This window comes from Pseudoalteromonas sp. APM04 (assembly GCF_022809815.1).
Taxonomy (GTDB): domain Bacteria; phylum Pseudomonadota; class Gammaproteobacteria; order Enterobacterales; family Alteromonadaceae; genus Pseudoalteromonas; species Pseudoalteromonas marina.
Genome location: NZ_CP094442.1, coordinates 404,585 through 422,303 on the forward strand (window position 1 = coordinate 404,585; position 17,719 = coordinate 422,303).

The window sequence follows — 17,719 nt, forward strand, 5'->3', positions numbered from 1 at the left end:
AAAACTAAAAAGCGAGCTAATTAAGCTCGCTTTTTTATTCGTCAAATCGTCTGGTTAAATACTGTCTCGCGTTGCTAAATCAAAGTAGCTGTGATCGTCGAGTGTTTTACTGATCATCATCGCACCCTCAAGCATACTTACCGTTTGAATAGCTGCTTTTTGTGGGTTTATTTCACCGTTGACCGAATGCGCTGCGCTTAGCCAGGTTAAATTTTGAGTGAAAAAGCGCTTTACTTCTTCACGTACTTTTTCAGGTAAGCTGTCACTCTCGGCGCCAAGTAAACCGCATAAGCACATTTTTTTATCGGTCACCAATGCGCCCCTAAATAGCGACGTATAAAAGTCGATAGGATTTTTTCCTTGCGCTTTTAACTCAGCGGGTTCCCCTAATGAAAGCAAAAACGCATCAGTATATTGATGTGCAAGCTCTGCGCCTAAGTCGGCTTTAGTTGGGAAGTGATAATGTACACTGGCGCTTTTTATACCTACTTCGTTAGCAAGTTCTCTAAAGCTAAAATTGCTGTATCCGCCTAGGCGTACTTTATTCTCTGCCGCTTTGAGTAGGGCCTCTTTTTTGCTCATACATCTTCATCCTATTGTTGACCATAAAATTATCGACCAGTAGGTAGTTATTTTCAAGCCTTATTATTTTTATAAATAAAATATTAAGTTTCATGCGGTTAGCAACTACTCTGCTTATGTAGTTATTTTAAAGTTTGACTTAGTTTGGTATAAAGAATATAAATACCTATCAGTAGGTAGTTAAATTAAAAAAGGTCACACTCAATGAAAATTTATGATGTAGAAAACTTTCCAAACCCGCTTCGCATTCGTATTGCGCTAGCAGAAAAAAATGCGACAACTGAAGTTGAATTTATTGCGGTTGACTTGCTTAATGGTGAACACCGGACAGAGGCTTTTATAGCTAAAAACCCATTAGCTGGTGTGCCAGTATTAGAGCTTGATGACGGAACATTTATATCAGAATGCACAGCAATTACTGAATATATTGATGCTGCTTTTACAGGACCATCATTGATGGGCATTTCGGCAAAAGAGCGCGCAGTAATAAATATGATGCAAAAACGTGCTGAGTCTATGGTACTTGATGCTGTTGCAACGTATTTTCATCATGCTACTGATGGATTAGGCCCAGAGCTTGAAACATATCAAAATATTGCATGGGGCGAAAAGCAAGGTGAAAAGGCGCGTACTAACTTAAATTATTTTAACGATATACTTGCTAAATCAAGGTTTGTTGCGGGCGATAATTTTAGCATTGCCGATATAACTCTTTATGCTGGATTAGTGTTTGCTGGGTTTGCCAACATTGCGCTACCGAGTCATTTAACTCATTTGCTAGCGTGGCAAAAAGCAGTTGCAGCTCGACCAAGCGTAGCGGGCTTATAAGTAAAAGTGGGTTCAATAGGCCAATTAAACTCGGTATATTGAGTTTCATTGGCAAAACAAAAATTTAAGGGGCAAGCATGAAAATAGCAGCCGATTTTAGTCAGCGTATAGTGGTGAACAGTAATACATTACCGTGGGTAAAATCGCCTATGGCAGGCGTTGATAGGCGACCTCTTGATCGCATAGGCGATGAGGTTGCGCGTGCAACGAGTATTGTTCGTTATGCACCAGGTAGTGAGTTTTCGCCACATGTTCATACCGGCGGGGAAGAGTTTGTTGTGTTAGAAGGTGTTTTTCAGGATGAACATGGCGATTTTCCTGCTGGCTCGTACATTAGAAACCCGCCGCAATCACAACATAAGCCGGGTTCAAAAGAGGGATGTATTATTTTTGTTAAGCTTTGGCAGTTTCAGCCACAGGATAGAACACACGTTCGGTTGCAAACTCACTTTATGGGAAGCGTTGAACACTCAAAACAACAAGGGGTTGCGGTAACACCTTTATACAAAGATGAGTTTGAGGAAGTTAGCTTAATTCATTTAGCGCCTAATGCGCAGTTTGTTTTAGATGCTGAGTGCGGAGCTGAGTTGTTAGTAATAGAAGGCGCCGTAATAGAAGGGCAAGATTTGCTTGAAAAAATTAGCTGGTTGCGTACGCCTGTAAATTCTAATGTTTTAGCAAAAGCAGGCAAGATGGGTGCTAAGTTATGGGTTAAAGAAGGGCATTTAAACGATGTAGATAACCAAATTGCACGAGTGCAGCAAGCTTAACTAACTTAAGCTCAGCTTAAATACGGTTTTGTTGATTTGCTTCATCATTGATTAATATAAAGTGCTTTATGCTCAAAACTTACTATAAGAATGAGCAAATGTAATGGCAAATTTAATTCCTAGTTTAACACTTGATATAGAAGGCGCTGGACGCGAAATTTTTATAACGTTAAAGGCTGTGGGTAATTTAAAGCACACTGATTACAATGCAATTACCCCTAAAATTGAAGCCGCGCTTTTAAAGGTAAACAACCCGATTATTAATTTATTTATAGACGGCATTGAGTTAAAGGGCGTGGGTTTTAAATCGATATTAGACGATTTGAATTTAGGGATAAAGCATAATAAAGCGCTAAGTAAAGTGGCTATTTACGGTAATAAAACATGGCAAGCAACCGCTGCAAACATTGGAAATCGTATTATTTGTGGTGAAATGGCTTACTTTGAAAATGCCACTGCGGCAATTGATTGGCTTGAACACTAGTTTTAAATGGGCCTATTATTTTGGGTTTAGGCTAGTGTTATTAGACTAAAGTCTATAGGTTAGATTTCTTCACTTATTAGTTTTGTTTTTATCGTTTGTCGGTTTTATAGGGATCCTCTAAAGTTCAGTTGTCGGCAACAAGCACGACTTAACTTAACAGGATTATGACCATGAAAACACTTATCAAAACTATCGCTCTTGGCTCACTATTAACATGTTCAGCTGCTGCAATGGCTGATCAAAGTGATTACAAATTAATGGTTATTGAAGCGCAAATCGCGCCGCAGCCACTTGAGCAATCTTTTAATAGCTGTGCACTTAATGTTAAGTCAAAAAACTATGCTGAAGCAGAACAAATTTGTACTAAAGCAATTGCACTATTACAAGATGCCGATGCCCCTAAATTTAAAGTTCGTCAGCTTACATCATTTGCATTAAGCAATCGTGGTGTAGCGCGCCTAAAAGCTAAAAACGAAACGGCCGGCCTTGCTGACCTATACGAAGCAAAACAACTATCTAACAACGATATGGTATCGCATAACTTAACGCGCGCTAAAGAAGAGCTTGCTTTATAGCACTCAGATTAACAATAGTTAAAAAAGCCCCTGTAGGTATTTATCTACAGGGGCTTTTTTAGATTAATTTTTAAAATGTTGCAGGGTGTGTTAGCTCAAAGTACATCGTCTAAAACGGGCAATGCAGGAAAAGCACCCTTTGATAAACAGGCTTTTGAGCCACAGCGAAGGCCGAAACTTAATGCGTCTTTAATTACTTGTTTATTATTGAGTTTGTCGCTTGGTAATAGCGTCTCGTTGTAATGATTTAAATGATATAACACACCTGCAATAAACGCGTCTCCGGCACTGGTTGTATCTATTGCATTAATAATCGGTGCAGCTTCACTTACGTTAAACGTTTTATGGTAAACGGTGGCAGGCTCGGGTCCATCGGTTAAGAAAATTAAACTAACGCCTAACTCTAATAGCGATTGTAAATATTCATCACCTGATTGACGGGTTTGTTCCGCTAAAAAATTTAACTCATCACGTGATAGTTTTATAATGTCGCAATGGGCGTAGCAGGCACGCACATTAGGCTCAATATCACGAATATTATGCCAAAGGCTGTATCGTAAATTTACGTCAAAGCTAACAAGTTTATTATGAATTTTTGCTTGTTTTAAAGCGCTCAATGTTGTGTTTGCAATGGCAATACTTGTTAGCGTATTTGAGCAAAAGTGTAGGGTACTTATTTCATCCCACTGAATTTGCTGTAAATGTTCAGGAGCAAGGAGTAGGTCGGCGGTGTTATGGCGGTAAAAATTAAAGCTGCGTTCGCCAGTTTCATCTAAGCTGACAATAACCATCGCTGTTTGCGCATTTTTTATAGTAAATAAATACTCGGTGCCGACATTATATTGCTTTAACGCGTCGGTAAGTTGTTTGGCAAAGTAATCATCACCCATACCACCACAAAATGCAGCGCTACCACCTAACTTTGCATAGCCTACTGCTACGTTTGCAGGTGCGCCACCAGGAATAGGTAAATACGCTGTGTTGTGTGAGTCTTGTGGCAACATATCAATAAGCAGCTCGCCAAGGCTTAGTAATTTGGTCATGTTATAAATCCTAAAAAACCTAGCAAGGCTAGGTTAAATGTAAGGGAGAGTAATAAAATTTAAGTTGAGTAGGGAATAAAGCGCTGAAATAAAACTGCATTTCAGCGCTCAACACACTCAGACTCGGTTAGTTAAACGCGTATTTAAGCGTTAGTGATGTTGTACGGCCATTAATTGTACGTGCGCGTATAATATCGTTTGCTGGTACAGAGCCTTCCTCTGCTTCTGTAATACCTACTGTATCAAATAGGTTATTTACATTCAGTGCTAGGCTAAGGTTTTCAGATAGGTCGTAGCTTACAAAGCCATTTACCTGTGTGTAACCATCGAATTTAAGGTCGTTATTATCTTGAGCGTAAGCGTCAGTTGTACCAATAAAGCTCAGACCTGCTGCCCCTTTCTCATAGCTGTAGCGAGCCATTAGTGAGTAAATTAAATCCGCTTGACGGCGTGGTGTGTTACCTACAACGTCGGGAGATAGTGCATCTTTAGCAATTTCAGCATCAGTCCACGTCAAGTTACCACGAAAATCCCACGCATCCATGAAGTACGTTGATTCAATCTCAATACCTTTGGCTTCGTATTCACGGTCGAAGAACTTTTGTGATGTTGCTTCAAAGTTTTGTTCTTCAGTTTCTGCGTAGAACGCTGTTGCGAATACCGATAGTGAGTCAAAACGTTTTTTAACACCAAACTCAAATTGGTTTACTTCATCAACTGCATCTTCATCAGCTACTGAGCCATCTGAGCGTACTTTACCAAATAAAAGACGATCAGCGTTTGCACGTCCGCCTTTACTGATACGCGCAAATGTTGCAAGGCTAGGGTCTATTTGGTAGTTGGCACCAATTGAGTAAGACGAGTAGCTCCAGTCGTAATTTACTGGGCTTGAGTTAGCATGATCAATACCGACAACATTCTGCTCGGGTACTGAAATAACACCATCACGGTTCATATCAACAGTAGATGTTACTGCTCCTGCGTAGTTACCGCGTGCTTCACCGCTGTCGTAACGCGCACTTGCATCAATGCTTAAGTCACCAAGTTTAGTTGAGAAAGCAACATAGGGTGCACGTGTGTCGTATTCAGTGTCGTAGTCGCGCTGACAACAGTTACCCCAAAATGGCGTGCCGTATGCGTATAAACCATTTTCTGAAAACTCAGTGCCGTCGGCAGCCGTTACATTTAACAGTGCTGCGTTGTCACCTTTAAGCTCCATAACGTAAGAGTTCCACAACCACGACATCGCTATGTTTTGCGTTGATGCGTAGTAACCAAACGTAAGGCTTGTGTCATCGTCAAACGATTTTGTTAGTTTAAAGTCGTTAACAATAGAGTCAAAGTCATTCATTGTTACGTCAAACGTATGAATGCGCATAGCTAAATCGCCATTGAATGCGTCACCTGTGTTTGCATTGCTCAGTGTTGCGCCTGCTCCGCCAATGCTTGCAGCCATTGCCGATGCATCGCCTACTTCAGCTGGAATAATAGAATTAAAGTTTCCGCCAACTGACGATTTACGAAAACGGTTTTCAATACGCCAATCGTTGTCTAAGTCGAATACAGCTTCAAAGCCAATAGAATCAACATTTGGGTTCATACCATCGCGAATGTCACCATTGCTAATTTGGTTTTGACCATTTAAGCGAACTGTTTTAGTGAACAGTGCTGAATGAGGTGTATCTGACTGAGAATCAAACCCAGGAACTGAATCACCATTTGAGTACATTGGCATTGGAAGGTAACCAACGCTTTTGTCGTCTAAGTGTTTGTAGTAAAGACGCACATAGCCGTTTTCGAAATCTTTAGTCAAATTAGCTTTTATTTGACCACCTTTATTTGACGTGTAACCTGTTTCACGTGGGCCTTCACCTTGGCGTACAAAGCCACCTACATGAAAGCGAACGCTGTCGGTTAAATAAGTACCGTATTCAAAATCAGTACGGACACTATCGAAATCTAGGCCAACAGTGGTTGCAACGCTGCCCGATTCGTTTTCGCCGTTTTTAGAGATAAAGTTGATGATACCGCCCGGTGCATTACTTGCTGCTGTAGACGCTGAACCACCACGAATTGACTCAACCGTTTGTACCGTGTTGTCAAGGCGCATAAAAATGTCAGCATTACCAAAAGCGATGTCACCGTATTGCAGTACAGGTAAACCGTCTTCTTGTAACTGTAAAAATTTAGCGCCACCTGATGCAACCGGTAGACCACGAACTGCAATGTTTGCATTACCTTCACCGCCAGTAGATTCTGAACGGATACCCGGAATGATTCTAAATGCTTCAGCGGTAGAGCGAGGTGTTGAAACTTGAACTTGTTCAAGCGAAACACTGCTTACAGATACGCTTGAAGCCATAATTGTTGTACGGCGTGGAACACCGGTTACAACGATTGTTTCAAGTCCTTTGTTTTGTGATGCTTCTGGCTGTGTAGTTTCTGCTTCTTGAGCATTAATGCCTTGGCTTACTGCAAGTGCTAATGCACTGATTAAATATAAAGGAGTGTTGTGTGTTGTCATGTGAACGCCTCGTTATGTTGAACCTAAATGGTTATTTATTTTTACTTAATCGATTAAGTAAAAATAACAAAATTTTTACAAGATGCAAATTATTTTATTATTAATTTGCTCTTTTTTTACTCACCCATTGATTTATAGGGTAATTTTTTTGTTAAATAATTATCAAATTAATTAGTAACTACGTTATTTTGCTCTAAAGCTGATGCTGATGGGTCACGTAAATAATTAAATAGCATAGCCAAAAATAGAATAACTGCAAAACCAGTTGCTAAGTAAAAACCGTAACGCACATGACCAAAGTAATCACTGATCATGCCCATCAAAAGCGGGGCTAATGCTGCTGACAATGCGGTAAAAAATAATATAACGCCGGCTACAGCACCATGTTGTTGAACAGGGAAACAGGAAATGCCCTTAGAGTTTAAAGTAGGGTAAACCATTGACATAAATAAACCTGAAAGCGGAAGCAATCCAACGGCCCAATCTACACCGCCAATTAATGTGCCTACATAACATAGTGCTATGCCAAGGCTTAGGTAGGTCATTACGCCTTGCCAGCTAAAGCGATTTAGTAACCATACCGCTATAAAACGACCCGCCGCGCGAAGTATAAAGAATATGGTTAATGCGTAGGTTGCAAGTAATGGCCATGAACCTGTGTAGTCTTGTAATAGTGTTGGCATCCATACATAAATAGCCACTTCGGTTGCAACGTATAGTGCGATAGCCATTGAAAAGCCCAGTGCATAAGGGTTTTTAATCATTTTCATGGTGGTGGCAAGTGAAGCGGGTTTTTCGGTTGTTTTTACAACTGGCGGATAATCTGCGCGCCACGCCAGAAGCGCAAGGATCAAACACATAACACCAGCAATAATGTAAAGGTATGTCCAGCTAACATTTTGAACGAGTAAAACACCTACCAGTGCAGGACCAACAATAGCACCTATTCCAAAAAAGCCTTCTACCTTGTTCATTGTTTTGGTGTGTTCTTCGTTACTGTGTGAAATATCACCCAATAAAGCTAATGCACCTGTTTTAAATAAACCGATTGCCAAACCAATACAGCAAAGAAGTACCAAGAAAAAATTAAAACTAGAACTTACTGCAAATAAAAAACAACTTGCAGAAAAAATGAGTAACCCCAGCATAATGGTTTGCTTTCGTCCAAGGCTGTCGGCTAAAAAGCCTAAAAATAGTCCACTAAAAGCAATTAAAGCCATTGGCGCATAATGAAAGGCACTGGCTTGGGTCATACTCAAGCCAAAGTCTTTTATAAGCTCAGGGATGATCATGCCGACCGCATCAGAGGTCATGGCAAACATAAAAAACATCATGTATGTGAGCCAGCGTATTTGTCGCAACGGATCGCTGCTTACTTGTGTGTGTGGTTTTGTCATTTTATTTAATCCTCGTTAAATGCAGACTAATACGCGCTAAGTCAGTTAGTTACTTAGTGAAGTATTATTCATGCAACGATATTTGTATGTAAAATTTTTAAAAATTACTTGTAAATTCTTACTCTCTAGTTAAAGATATATCTTAATCGATTAAGATTCAACATGGTAATCACACAATGATGCAAAACAAAGTTCAATTGATCACATATGCTGATCGAATCACTGGCCAAGACATTAATGCACTCACTACACTTTTAAATGGATCTTTAAAAGGCGTATTTGGCGGTGTGCATTTGTTGCCATTTTATAACCCAATTGACGGCAGTGATGCTGGCTTTGACCCAATAGACCATAGTGAAGTAGATTCAAGAATAGGTTCTTGGGAGGACATCAAAGCGCTTGGTAACAACCATGATTTAATGGCTGACTTAATTGTTAACCATGTTTCGGCGCAATCTTTTCAGTTTCAGGATGTGCTTGCTAAAGGTAAAGCCTCTGAATTTTGGGATTTGTTTTTAACCAAAGAAGACGTATTTCCAAATGGCATGAGCGACGCAGAGCAAAAAGCAATTTATCGTCCTCGCCCTGGTAGTTGTTTTACACCAATGAAATGTGGTGATGGTGAAACGTATGATTTTTGGACTACATTTACCGATAATCAAATTGACATTAATGTAAAGGTAGAGGCTGGCGTTGCGTATTTAAATAATGTACTCACCAAGTTCTCTGCTAACAATGTAAATATTATTCGCTTAGATGCAGCGGGTTACGCTATTAAGCAAGCGGGTACTAACTGTTTTATGCTAGATGAAACGTTTGGTTACTTAGATAACTTATCTAAGCAAGCAAATGAATTAGGTATGGAAACAATTGCTGAAATACACAGCCATTATCAAACTCAGGTTGAAGTGGCTAAACGCGTTAACATGGTTTATGACTTTGCACTGCCGCCGCTTATTTTACATAGCTTGTTTAATAACGACGTTGATGCACTTTTAAAGTGGCTAAAAATATCACCACGTAACTGTTTAACTGTACTCGATACACATGATGGCATTGGTATTATTGATGCTGGGCCAATGGGCGACAAACCAGGTTTATTAAACGCTGAGCAAATTGATAACCTTGTTGAAACAATGCATGCAAATAGTAATAACGAAAGCCGACAAGCAACTGGGGCTGCAGCCAGTAATGTTGATTTGTACCAAGTTAACTGTACTTATTACAATGCATTGGGGGCTAAAGATTTTGATTATTTATTGTCTCGCGCCATTCAGTTTTTTGCACCAGGTGTTCCACAAGTTTACTACGGTGGTTTATTTGCATGCGAAAACGACATGGAGCTTTTAGCTAAAACAAATGTTGGCCGTGATATTAACCGCCCATATTTAAATGCAGATAAAATAAGCGAATCACTCGATAAGGCCGTTGTAAAAGGTTTAATTGAACTGATTAAAATCCGAAATGAACACCCAGCGTTTTCTGGGGAGTTTTCAGCGCAAGGTGAAGGCAGTATGTGTTGTTTAACATGGCAACTTGGTGAGCAATCTATTTCATTAAGTGTTGATTTTGAAGCAAGAACCGCCCTCATAACGCAAGTAAATGGTGAAGAAGAAACATCGATAAGTTTAGATTCTTTATTGTAACGAATAGAGTTTTGCTTAACAAAAAGCCAAGCTAGTTAGCTTGGCTTTTTTATTAACTGCTGGCACCAATGTCGAGTTCGTAGCTGACTTCTTGTATTTTGTTTTCTTTAGAAATAAATAAGTTTGCAGCAATTACGCCTTTTTCTTCACTGTTTTGATGAATAGTACTTAACCTAGGCACGAACCGTGCTGCTTCATCAATCCCATCAAATCCAACAATACGTAGGTCTTTTCCAATTTTTATACCTTGCTTGATTGCCTCTCGCATTGTGGCGAGTGCAATTAAATCACTCATACAGATAATAACGTTAGGGCGAGGTGAGGCTGATAATACTTCTTTTGCAGCTATATTAGCAAAGCGCTCACTGCTTTCAGGTATGTTCCAAATGCGGTCGTCAGCAACACTAATATTTGCCTCAACTAATGCACGTTGATAGCCACGTAAACGCTGATGAGAAATTGACTCTCCGGTTTGAAACTCGTGATGTTCATAAACGCGGCATAATACGTTTTCATCGAGAAGTCTTAGCCCTAGAATGGCGACCTTATCGTTTATATTGTGCAAAACATGCTTGGCAATTTCGTAGCTAGCTTGTTCGTTATTAATGTTAACCGACGCATTGCGGTTAATGTCAAAATCGACTGTGACGACGTGTTTTGGCGTAGTTTTAAGTTGTTCTACTAATGCGTGGTTACGAGGGCGACCGTAGCAAATAAAACCATCTACAAAATCAACAACACTATTGAGGTTATTGTTACTACCAGAGAACAATAAAACGTTAATATTGTTTTTTTCGAGTACAGAAGTCACGCCTCGCATAAAGCTGCTGGCAACTGGGTCTGATACCATGTATTCAACGCTGTCGGGTAGCACCAAAGCGACAATGTTAAATGTACCGTTTCTTAATGATTGCGCTGCTTTATTTGGGCCAAAGTAACCAAGCTCTTTGCAGGCTTTGAGTATCGCTTCTCGGCGTTTTTCTGAGAGCTGATCTGGTCGATTAAATGCATTAGATACCGTTGCATTAGACACACCTAACTCTTTGGCAATACTTTTTAAGGTCCACCGAATTTGTTTACTCATTAACTACTCTTTGCCGTAAAACTACACTACACAAATTAACATACTGAACTGTTAAACATAATAAAAAGTTTAGGTTTTATCGCTAATATATGTATTGATTTGGCTAATAAGGAGGTTACGTTATTATGTTTGGACGTGTTTTCACAAAAATTATTAATTAAAGTTCGTGTTTTTAATTTAGGCTTGATTGAATACTTACTTTTAGAGTATTGAGGAGCTAAGCAAATGATTATAACAATTGTTATTTTGCTATGGGCATTATTTATGGCTCGCGCAGTAATTGCTGAATATAAATATTATCAAGCAGTTAAAATGTTTGAGCCTGAAATATGGCAAGCGCTTGGGCAGCCAAAATTTTTAATGATTCCCATAATGTTCGTCTCAGGGGATGGTTTAAATCACTTAAAAGGTGCGACCGATAAAAGAGTGTGTAGGCTTGCTATTAAGCATCGCCAAGCTGGTAAGCTGTTTATATTTTATGTTGTGTTTGTTTTGCTTGCTAGTATTGTATTTTTTAAGTTTTCGTAGTCATTTTCAAGGATGTTTATTGTTATGAAAGCTGTCTCAATGCTAATGTTATTTAGCCTCTTTTATGCGAGTGATGCGTCAGCGTGCTCGGCAAGTACCGATCCTGAACAAGTAGTGCAAGCGCAACTAGAGGCTTATAACGCACGAAATATAGCGCTATTTGTAAGCTGTCACTCGGCCGATATAAAAATTAAAAATAGCCAAGAAGGCGCTCCTGACATTATTGGGCAAGAAAGCTTAATCAAAGCGTATCAGTTTTTAAAAACAGCGCCAAAATCATTTAAAGTGATTCTTGAAAATCGAATTGTGAATGGGCCTGTGGTTGTTGATTATGAGCGGTTAACTAGGCTTGGTGACGGTAGAGATGATATGTTTGCCGTTACGGTGTATGAAGTGCGTAATGGCAAAATTGTTAGCGTATGGTTCCCACCAACTAAATAAAAACAGCTTGCTTAAAACACCTTGAGTAGAGGCCTACAGCAAGGTGTTTTAATGTTACCGCTTAAGCATATTTTCAATAACCTTTAGCTTATCGTTATAGCTTTTAATGCCAGAAGCATGTAGTAACGCAACCGCACTAAACGAGGCTAGGTTAACTAACTGCTTATGTTGGCTTGTCATTAACTGACTGAAAATTTGGTACACCTTAGTGGGTTTAAACTGCTTGGGGCGTTTAATTTGCCATTGATCAATACCTTCTTTTGGTAATAAACATGGAACATGGCCAGGATATGCTTGCCAAGGCGAATCTAGGGCTTCGGGGAATGCATAGCGTAGAAAATCATGATAAAAGCGATGCTTTCTTACTTGTGACGTTGGTTGCGACAAAACATGTCGAAGTACTTTCCAGGAATAAAAGGGCAGGCAAAAATCCATTTGATACTCGTCCACTTTTTCGAATGGAATGGCTAAATGGTGATGCTGATCGTTAAGTAATAAAAACAGATAGTAAGCTTTTTCAAGAGGAATATCTCCAAACTCTTTTAATGAAGTTACGATATTAGCTTTTAGTCTGGCTTGCATTTTATCAGCGTTATGGATTATTGATTTGGGGATATAAGCAAATTGTTGCGATAAATAAGCGTCAGCAAGGTGCTCAGGTTCTTGTGTTAAAGCCCCTTCGTAAACTTCATCTGAGTAGTAAATAACACCCAGCCCAACACTTCCACCATTGCCAGACCATGCTAAACGAGGACGTGTTACTTTAGGGTGGTCTGGATGTTTGCCGTTTAACCAATGCTCGCCTAGTCTGTCTTCAATTGTTTTTGCCTGCGTATCGTTAACACGAATAACATCAAGCTCAATTTTCTGGCTTTTTGCGAACGCTGTTGCGCAGTATAAGTCTTGTGTTTGGTGCTGTGAAAAATTAAGGGCGGTGATGTTTACATTTTGTCTTTTAAGTAAACACGCAATCAACCTTGAGTCTAATCCACCCGATAGCGTAGTGAGCACGTGATTATCGTTATCAATATATTTGTTTACATTGTTAGATAGGTCTTGCTTTAAGCTATGCAGTGTTTTTTCGTAATTATCATTATTTTTAGTAAAGCTGCACCAGTCAAAATACTGTGTTTTAGTAACCCCGTTAGATGATGCTTCTAGGCGAGTTCCTGGGCGAATACACGAAATTTCGTTGTAATGGGTATTCTCAAATAGGTAATACCCAAGTGTTGCATATTCCATCATTCCTTCGTGATTACAGGTAAGTGGTAAGCCTAAGTTTTTGAGTATGCTATATTGGGTACTAAAAATAAAAGCACCTTCATAATACATATAATAAAAAGGGCGAACCCCAAGGGAATCGGTAACTAAGTTTAATACATTCGTAACCTTGTTATACCGTGCCATACAAAAAACACCTTCACATTCTGTAAGCATTGCATTGGTATAATGTGAGTTTAGGGTGTTTAAATCATTATTTCGGTTCGCGCTTAAAAGTGGGTGACCAACCAGTGTTGCAATATGCGAATCTGTTTGCAAAAAAGCATGTGGGCCAAAGGTTTCATAATCTAAACTAGCTAAGTAAAGAGCCTGTTCATGTACTTCGTTTATTGTGCCACTGTTTACTTTAGCATCTTCAGCTTTAAATTTATTAATAATAAAATCATGATGTTGAGTTAGCCCAGATGCATAATAAATTCCAAAAAATTTCGCCATAACCCGTACCTGTAATTCGTTTTGATATTAATTAGGTATCAAGGTTTGTACCAAGATTAATGAAAATTTTTTTAAAGAGACGCCGTGCTAACTTTTTGCTTTTTGGGTACAAATTAATTGCCTCACAACACAAAATTATATAACGTATTAAGGTGCATACATTTTATAAAAGTAAATTTATCAATCAGCAGGAAAACCGAATGAACAATGAAATACTCAAATCATCTACTGCTACGTACCAAAGCGGTGTGGCAAAAGCCGATGGTAAATTTTATGTAACGCAAGGTGAGGTACGTTTTGAGCCATACAATGAACGTGCTGGTTTAGGACCTTATACTTTAACACGCAGCGCAATCGTAAAAATTGAAAAGTCAGTAGGTACAGGTGCTGGCATTTTACCACTAACAAGCGATGCAATAACAATCACCTTAGAAAATGAAGATACTTATGATTTTATTATAGCAAACCCCGATGAATGGATTCGTTTACTCAAGCATTAAATGATTAGGGTCTGTTGACCTTTAGGTTAAATTTGCAGCAGTCTGTTTGGTATCATGCAATGTCTCTATTGGACATAATAAAAGATCAACCCGAAATATTTAAAGTACTTAAAGCTGTAGCTGCGGGCATGGCTTTATCGCTTAAAAGTGGTGATCCATCTTATGTATAACGAGAGTCTACTACGCTAAATATCCTACCAGAAGAGCCGTTAGTGAGTGACTTTAAAACCAAGGTGTTTGTTATAGTGCCGCCGCAATGCGCTAGTGCTTGTTTAGATGCGCTTGATAAGTTTAAGCTTTTTGAAAATACCACGTTGTTTGGTGCACCCAGTAGCGCTGACTCGATGTATATGGAGGTACGTTTAGCCGATTTACCTTCAGGCTTAGGTAAAGTTGTAGTGCCAAATAAAGTATATGTAAATAGAGCGCGAGGGGCAGGTGATTTTTACAAGCCAGATATTGCGTATAACGGCGTTGATTGGACAACGAATATACTATTAGAGCAGATTAAGCGCATCCCATAGCTCAAAAATAAAAAACCGCTCTTAGAGCGGTTTTTATTTGGTATTTATTTAAGTTTAGTTACCCATTGAGTATCTAAAACCAAATGCATAACGCGGTCCGTATTGTGCAGCGCTTAAGAACTGGCTTTCAAAACGACTGAACGAACGCTCTGTCTCGTTTGTTAAATTAACGCCTTCAAAGAATACGGTAGTGCTTTCATTCACTTCGTAGTTAACGCTAATGTCCCACTGTAAATATTCTTCAGCATATTGTGGAGGAGCCGTAGCCCCCGAATCTGGTAGGCCTTGCGCAATTAGGTATTCATCACGCCATGCACCAGTAATTTTAACTGATAAGCCATCTTTTTCGTAAAAACCTTGTAGATTGGCAGAATCACTCAGGCCAGCTAATACAGCTTGAGATGCAAGGTAATAGTTGTCGTACTCTACATCACCGTCAACAATAGTGGCATTAAAACCAGCGCCAAAACCTGACTCGCCGAATAAGTGCTGTATCGCAAACTCAACACCATTTACTTTACGAGATCCTACGTTTTCTGGTGAGTTGATTGTCCACTCTATTAATGGATCAGTTGCTGAGTCAGGAAGTACACGGTTGTTTTCGCCAATTCCTACGCCATTTGCCACAATCTCATTATAGATAGCAGAGTCAGTTGCCTGCTCGCCACGTCCTTCAATTGCGGTTACTGCATTATTCCAGCGTTGACCTAAATAAACATCATGCAGGCCTTCAAACGTGGTCGTTACTTGTGTGTTATCAATCCAATTATCTACATCTTTCCAGAACATACCCACTGCAGCGTAGCTACCTTCATTGTAGTAATATTCAAGGCTAAGATCGAAGTTTGTTGATTTAAACGGTTGTAAATTTGGGTTACCACGGCTACCGCTTCTTGAATTTAACTTAGGTGACGGTGTTAAGCTTAAGTTGCCAAGCATGTCGCCAAGGGTAGGGCGTGTGATTGTTTGGCCCCAAGATACACGTGACACTAAGTTATCAGAAAGGTCGACTTTTACATCTATCATAGGTAGAAGAAGATCGTAATTACCTTTGTAATCAACCTCAACTAATTCGCCGCCACTGGCAAATTCAGTTAGCCACTCAGAACCACCTGCCCAATATACTTGCTGAGCAACACGGCTTTTAGCTGGGCTTACAATGTCAGTTTCTTCGTAGCGAAGGCCTAAATTTACAAAAACATCGTAGTCGCTAACGTTAAATACCCAATTTGTAGACAGGTAAACACTGATTGTTTCTTCTTCTACTTTGTTAGTTGGGAAGCCATCAAAGGTGCCTATTTGGTAAACATCACTGCCTATTACGTCTTCAGTTAAAAAAGCGCTTTGGCGAGCAAATGCTTCATCAAGATCATAAGTGTAAGCATAGCCTGGCGCTACACCGTTAGGACCAAATGAAAATTCGTCAAGAAAGCCACTTAAATCAACTCGCTCGAACATACTATCTGGGAATATCTCAGCAAATGTACCGTTATTAAAGCCCGGTGCATTGGCATTATTAGAGCCACCCCAGCCACTAAGTGTTTGCTTAGTGTATGCAGCACCAAACTTTACTGTTTCTAAACCAATGTCAGTGTAAGTAAATAGTTTACCGTCTAGTTGTACTTGAGATACTTCTGATTCACCGGGTGTTCTTGTAAATATACTAAAGTTAGAGCCAATTTGGTTTGGATCAACTTCTTGCGTACCGTTATTCCAATTTACATTAAAACCAGGTACGTCACCTTCACGGAAAGAGTACTCTTTAGTTGAAATGTCTGCCGAGCCTAAAATGATTCGTGCGTTAGCGCCTAAGCCAGGATCTTTACCATTATCGGTCGTTGTTTTAGATGTGTGAGCATCAAAGTTAAAGCTCAGGTTTTCGGTTGCTAACCACTCAACGTTAATACCTGTTGCTTTTGAATCTACTTCTGATGTTTCACGAAATGCAGTAAAGGATGCATCGTCACCTGCAGAGTTGTAATAAACAGCTGTACCATTTTCATCAAGTTCATAAGCATTGGCATTACCACCAAACGATCCGTTCCAAATACCCCAAGACAATGAGTTATTCCCGGTCGTTGCTTGTGAAATTGTATGATCAAGCGTAAAAGTTAGGTTATCTGTTGGTGCAAACTGAAATGTTGCTTGCGCATTTAAGCGCTCACGTTGAATGTCATCTTTTGCAAAACTAACTTCTTGCGGAAAGAAAGCGGCTGAAACAAATTCACCATTTTCCCCAGCGTTTGGGTCAAAGAATTGTTTAGCCGGGTTACCTTCAGCATCCATTGGGCGGTTATCAACAATATTAGCTGCATCAACCGAGAGATTTGGATTAACTAACCAAGAGCGAACATTTGCTGCTTGTCGTTGAAAATCACGACGATGATATGAAAAGTTAGCCGACACACCAAAACGCTCGTCATCAAAGGTATTACTGTAGATACCTGCAATTTCAGGTGTTACTTTATCGCCTTCTTCTACAGATGTATCGTGAATACCTTTAGCCATAAAAGAAAAGCGCTCACCAGGCTTTTGTAATGGTTTTGCGGTAACAATATTTACAGTTGCACCCAATCCACCGGTTGGTGAATCAGCGCGTGCAGTTTTCATTACTTCAAGTGAACTTACACCTTCTGATGATAAGTTTTCAAAGTTAAATGAGCGTGTAAAACCTGTTCCCGCCATTTGGCGACCATTAAGTGTTACCAAGTTAAACGATGGACCAAAACCACGAACAGTAATTTGGCTACCTTCACCGTTTGATCGGCTGACAGATACGCCAGTAATTCGTTGTAATGATTCTGCTAAGTTTGTATCTGGGAACTTACCCATTTCTTCAGCTGAGATGGCGTCAACTACACCAGAAGCATCTCGTTTTACATCCATTGAACGGATTAATGATCCGCGAATACCTTTTACTTCAATGATTTCTAGTTCAGGTTCAGCAGTATTTTCTTCTGCTGCATAGGCTAAATTAAATGTACTTGCAGCGATGATAAGTGACACAGAAGCTGCTAACTGGCTCTTTTTAAAAGTGAATGTGTTCATAATTGCTCTGCTTTTCTAAATTTATTACA

At 39.6% G+C, this 17,719-nt stretch carries 15 protein-coding genes and 1 pseudogene; 9 read left to right on the forward strand and 7 right to left on the reverse strand.

Annotation, left to right across the window (positions count from 1 at the left end; all coding sequences use genetic code 11):
• Positions 1-54: 54 nt before the first annotated feature.
• Positions 55-582: a TetR/AcrR family transcriptional regulator gene (locus MTP24_RS17730; RefSeq protein ID WP_008128564.1), complete on the reverse strand. Its 528-nt coding sequence runs from the start codon at positions 580-582 to the stop codon at positions 55-57.
• 204 nt (positions 583-786) lie between these two features.
• Here MTP24_RS17730 and MTP24_RS17735 point away from each other — a divergent pair, with 204 nt between their 5' ends.
• From MTP24_RS17735 to MTP24_RS17750, 4 genes are all read left to right on the forward strand, one after another.
• Positions 787-1,410, forward strand: coding sequence for a glutathione S-transferase (locus MTP24_RS17735; RefSeq protein WP_008128566.1), 624 nt, complete (start codon positions 787-789; stop codon positions 1,408-1,410).
• A gap of 77 nt (positions 1,411-1,487) precedes the next feature.
• Positions 1,488-2,180: a cupin domain-containing protein gene (locus MTP24_RS17740; RefSeq protein WP_243533858.1), complete on the forward strand. Its 693-nt coding sequence runs from the start codon at positions 1,488-1,490 to the stop codon at positions 2,178-2,180.
• Between the two features lie 103 nt (positions 2,181-2,283).
• A complete protein-coding gene (locus MTP24_RS17745; protein ID WP_243533860.1) occupies positions 2,284-2,664 on the forward strand; it encodes an STAS/SEC14 domain-containing protein in 381 nt (126 codons plus the stop codon).
• A 170-nt stretch (positions 2,665-2,834) separates the two neighbouring features.
• The gene (locus tag MTP24_RS17750) at positions 2,835-3,239 is read left to right on the forward strand and encodes a hypothetical protein (RefSeq protein ID WP_243533862.1); all 405 of its coding nucleotides are present in this window, start codon (positions 2,835-2,837) and stop codon (positions 3,237-3,239) included.
• 95 nt (positions 3,240-3,334) lie between these two features.
• Here MTP24_RS17750 and MTP24_RS17755 read toward each other — a convergent pair whose 3' ends face one another.
• The 3 genes from MTP24_RS17755 to MTP24_RS17765 form a co-directional block, all read right to left on the reverse strand.
• Positions 3,335-4,282 carry a carbohydrate kinase gene (locus MTP24_RS17755; RefSeq protein ID WP_243533864.1) on the reverse strand — a complete coding sequence of 316 codons (948 nt, stop codon included), beginning with the start codon at positions 4,280-4,282 and terminating at the stop codon, positions 3,335-3,337.
• A gap of 127 nt (positions 4,283-4,409) precedes the next feature.
• Positions 4,410-6,806 (reverse strand): TonB-dependent receptor, encoded by a 2,397-nt coding sequence (locus MTP24_RS17760; protein WP_008127784.1) that lies wholly within the window; start codon positions 6,804-6,806, stop codon positions 4,410-4,412.
• Positions 6,807-6,973: 167 nt separating this feature from the next.
• Positions 6,974-8,203, reverse strand: a complete 1,230-nt coding sequence (locus tag MTP24_RS17765; RefSeq protein WP_006792636.1) for an MFS transporter — start codon at positions 8,201-8,203, stop codon at positions 6,974-6,976.
• 176 nt (positions 8,204-8,379) lie between these two features.
• Here MTP24_RS17765 and gtfA point away from each other — a divergent pair, with 176 nt between their 5' ends.
• The gene (gene gtfA / locus MTP24_RS17770) at positions 8,380-9,849 is read left to right on the forward strand and encodes a sucrose phosphorylase (protein WP_243533867.1); all 1,470 of its coding nucleotides are present in this window, start codon (positions 8,380-8,382) and stop codon (positions 9,847-9,849) included.
• A 52-nt stretch (positions 9,850-9,901) separates the two neighbouring features.
• On the opposite strand, the gene MTP24_RS17775 is transcribed toward gtfA, so the two are convergent.
• Positions 9,902-10,933 (reverse strand): LacI family DNA-binding transcriptional regulator, encoded by a 1,032-nt coding sequence (locus MTP24_RS17775; RefSeq protein WP_006792638.1) that lies wholly within the window; start codon positions 10,931-10,933, stop codon positions 9,902-9,904.
• 225 nt (positions 10,934-11,158) lie between these two features.
• Between MTP24_RS17775 and MTP24_RS17780 the strand changes: the two genes are divergently transcribed.
• A complete protein-coding gene (locus MTP24_RS17780) occupies positions 11,159-11,461 on the forward strand; it encodes a hypothetical protein (protein ID WP_008127797.1) in 303 nt (100 codons plus the stop codon).
• Positions 11,462-11,485: 24 nt separating this feature from the next.
• Positions 11,486-11,902, forward strand: coding sequence for a nuclear transport factor 2 family protein (locus tag MTP24_RS17785; protein WP_243533869.1), 417 nt, complete (start codon positions 11,486-11,488; stop codon positions 11,900-11,902).
• A 54-nt stretch (positions 11,903-11,956) separates the two neighbouring features.
• On the opposite strand, the gene MTP24_RS17790 is transcribed toward MTP24_RS17785, so the two are convergent.
• Positions 11,957-13,618 (reverse strand): asparagine synthase-related protein, encoded by a 1,662-nt coding sequence (locus MTP24_RS17790; protein WP_243533871.1) that lies wholly within the window; start codon positions 13,616-13,618, stop codon positions 11,957-11,959.
• 200 nt (positions 13,619-13,818) lie between these two features.
• On the opposite strand from MTP24_RS17790, the gene MTP24_RS17795 reads away from it, so the two are divergent.
• Positions 13,819-14,118, forward strand: coding sequence for a hypothetical protein (locus tag MTP24_RS17795; protein WP_008130696.1), 300 nt, complete (start codon positions 13,819-13,821; stop codon positions 14,116-14,118).
• 62 nt (positions 14,119-14,180) lie between these two features.
• A pseudogene (locus tag MTP24_RS17800) lies at positions 14,181-14,642 on the forward strand (peptidase); the annotation flags it as partial.
• A 54-nt stretch (positions 14,643-14,696) separates the two neighbouring features.
• Here the strand turns inward: MTP24_RS17800 and MTP24_RS17805 are convergent.
• A complete protein-coding gene (locus tag MTP24_RS17805; protein ID WP_010556831.1) occupies positions 14,697-17,690 on the reverse strand; it encodes a TonB-dependent receptor in 2,994 nt (997 codons plus the stop codon).
• Positions 17,691-17,719 lie beyond the last annotated feature (29 nt).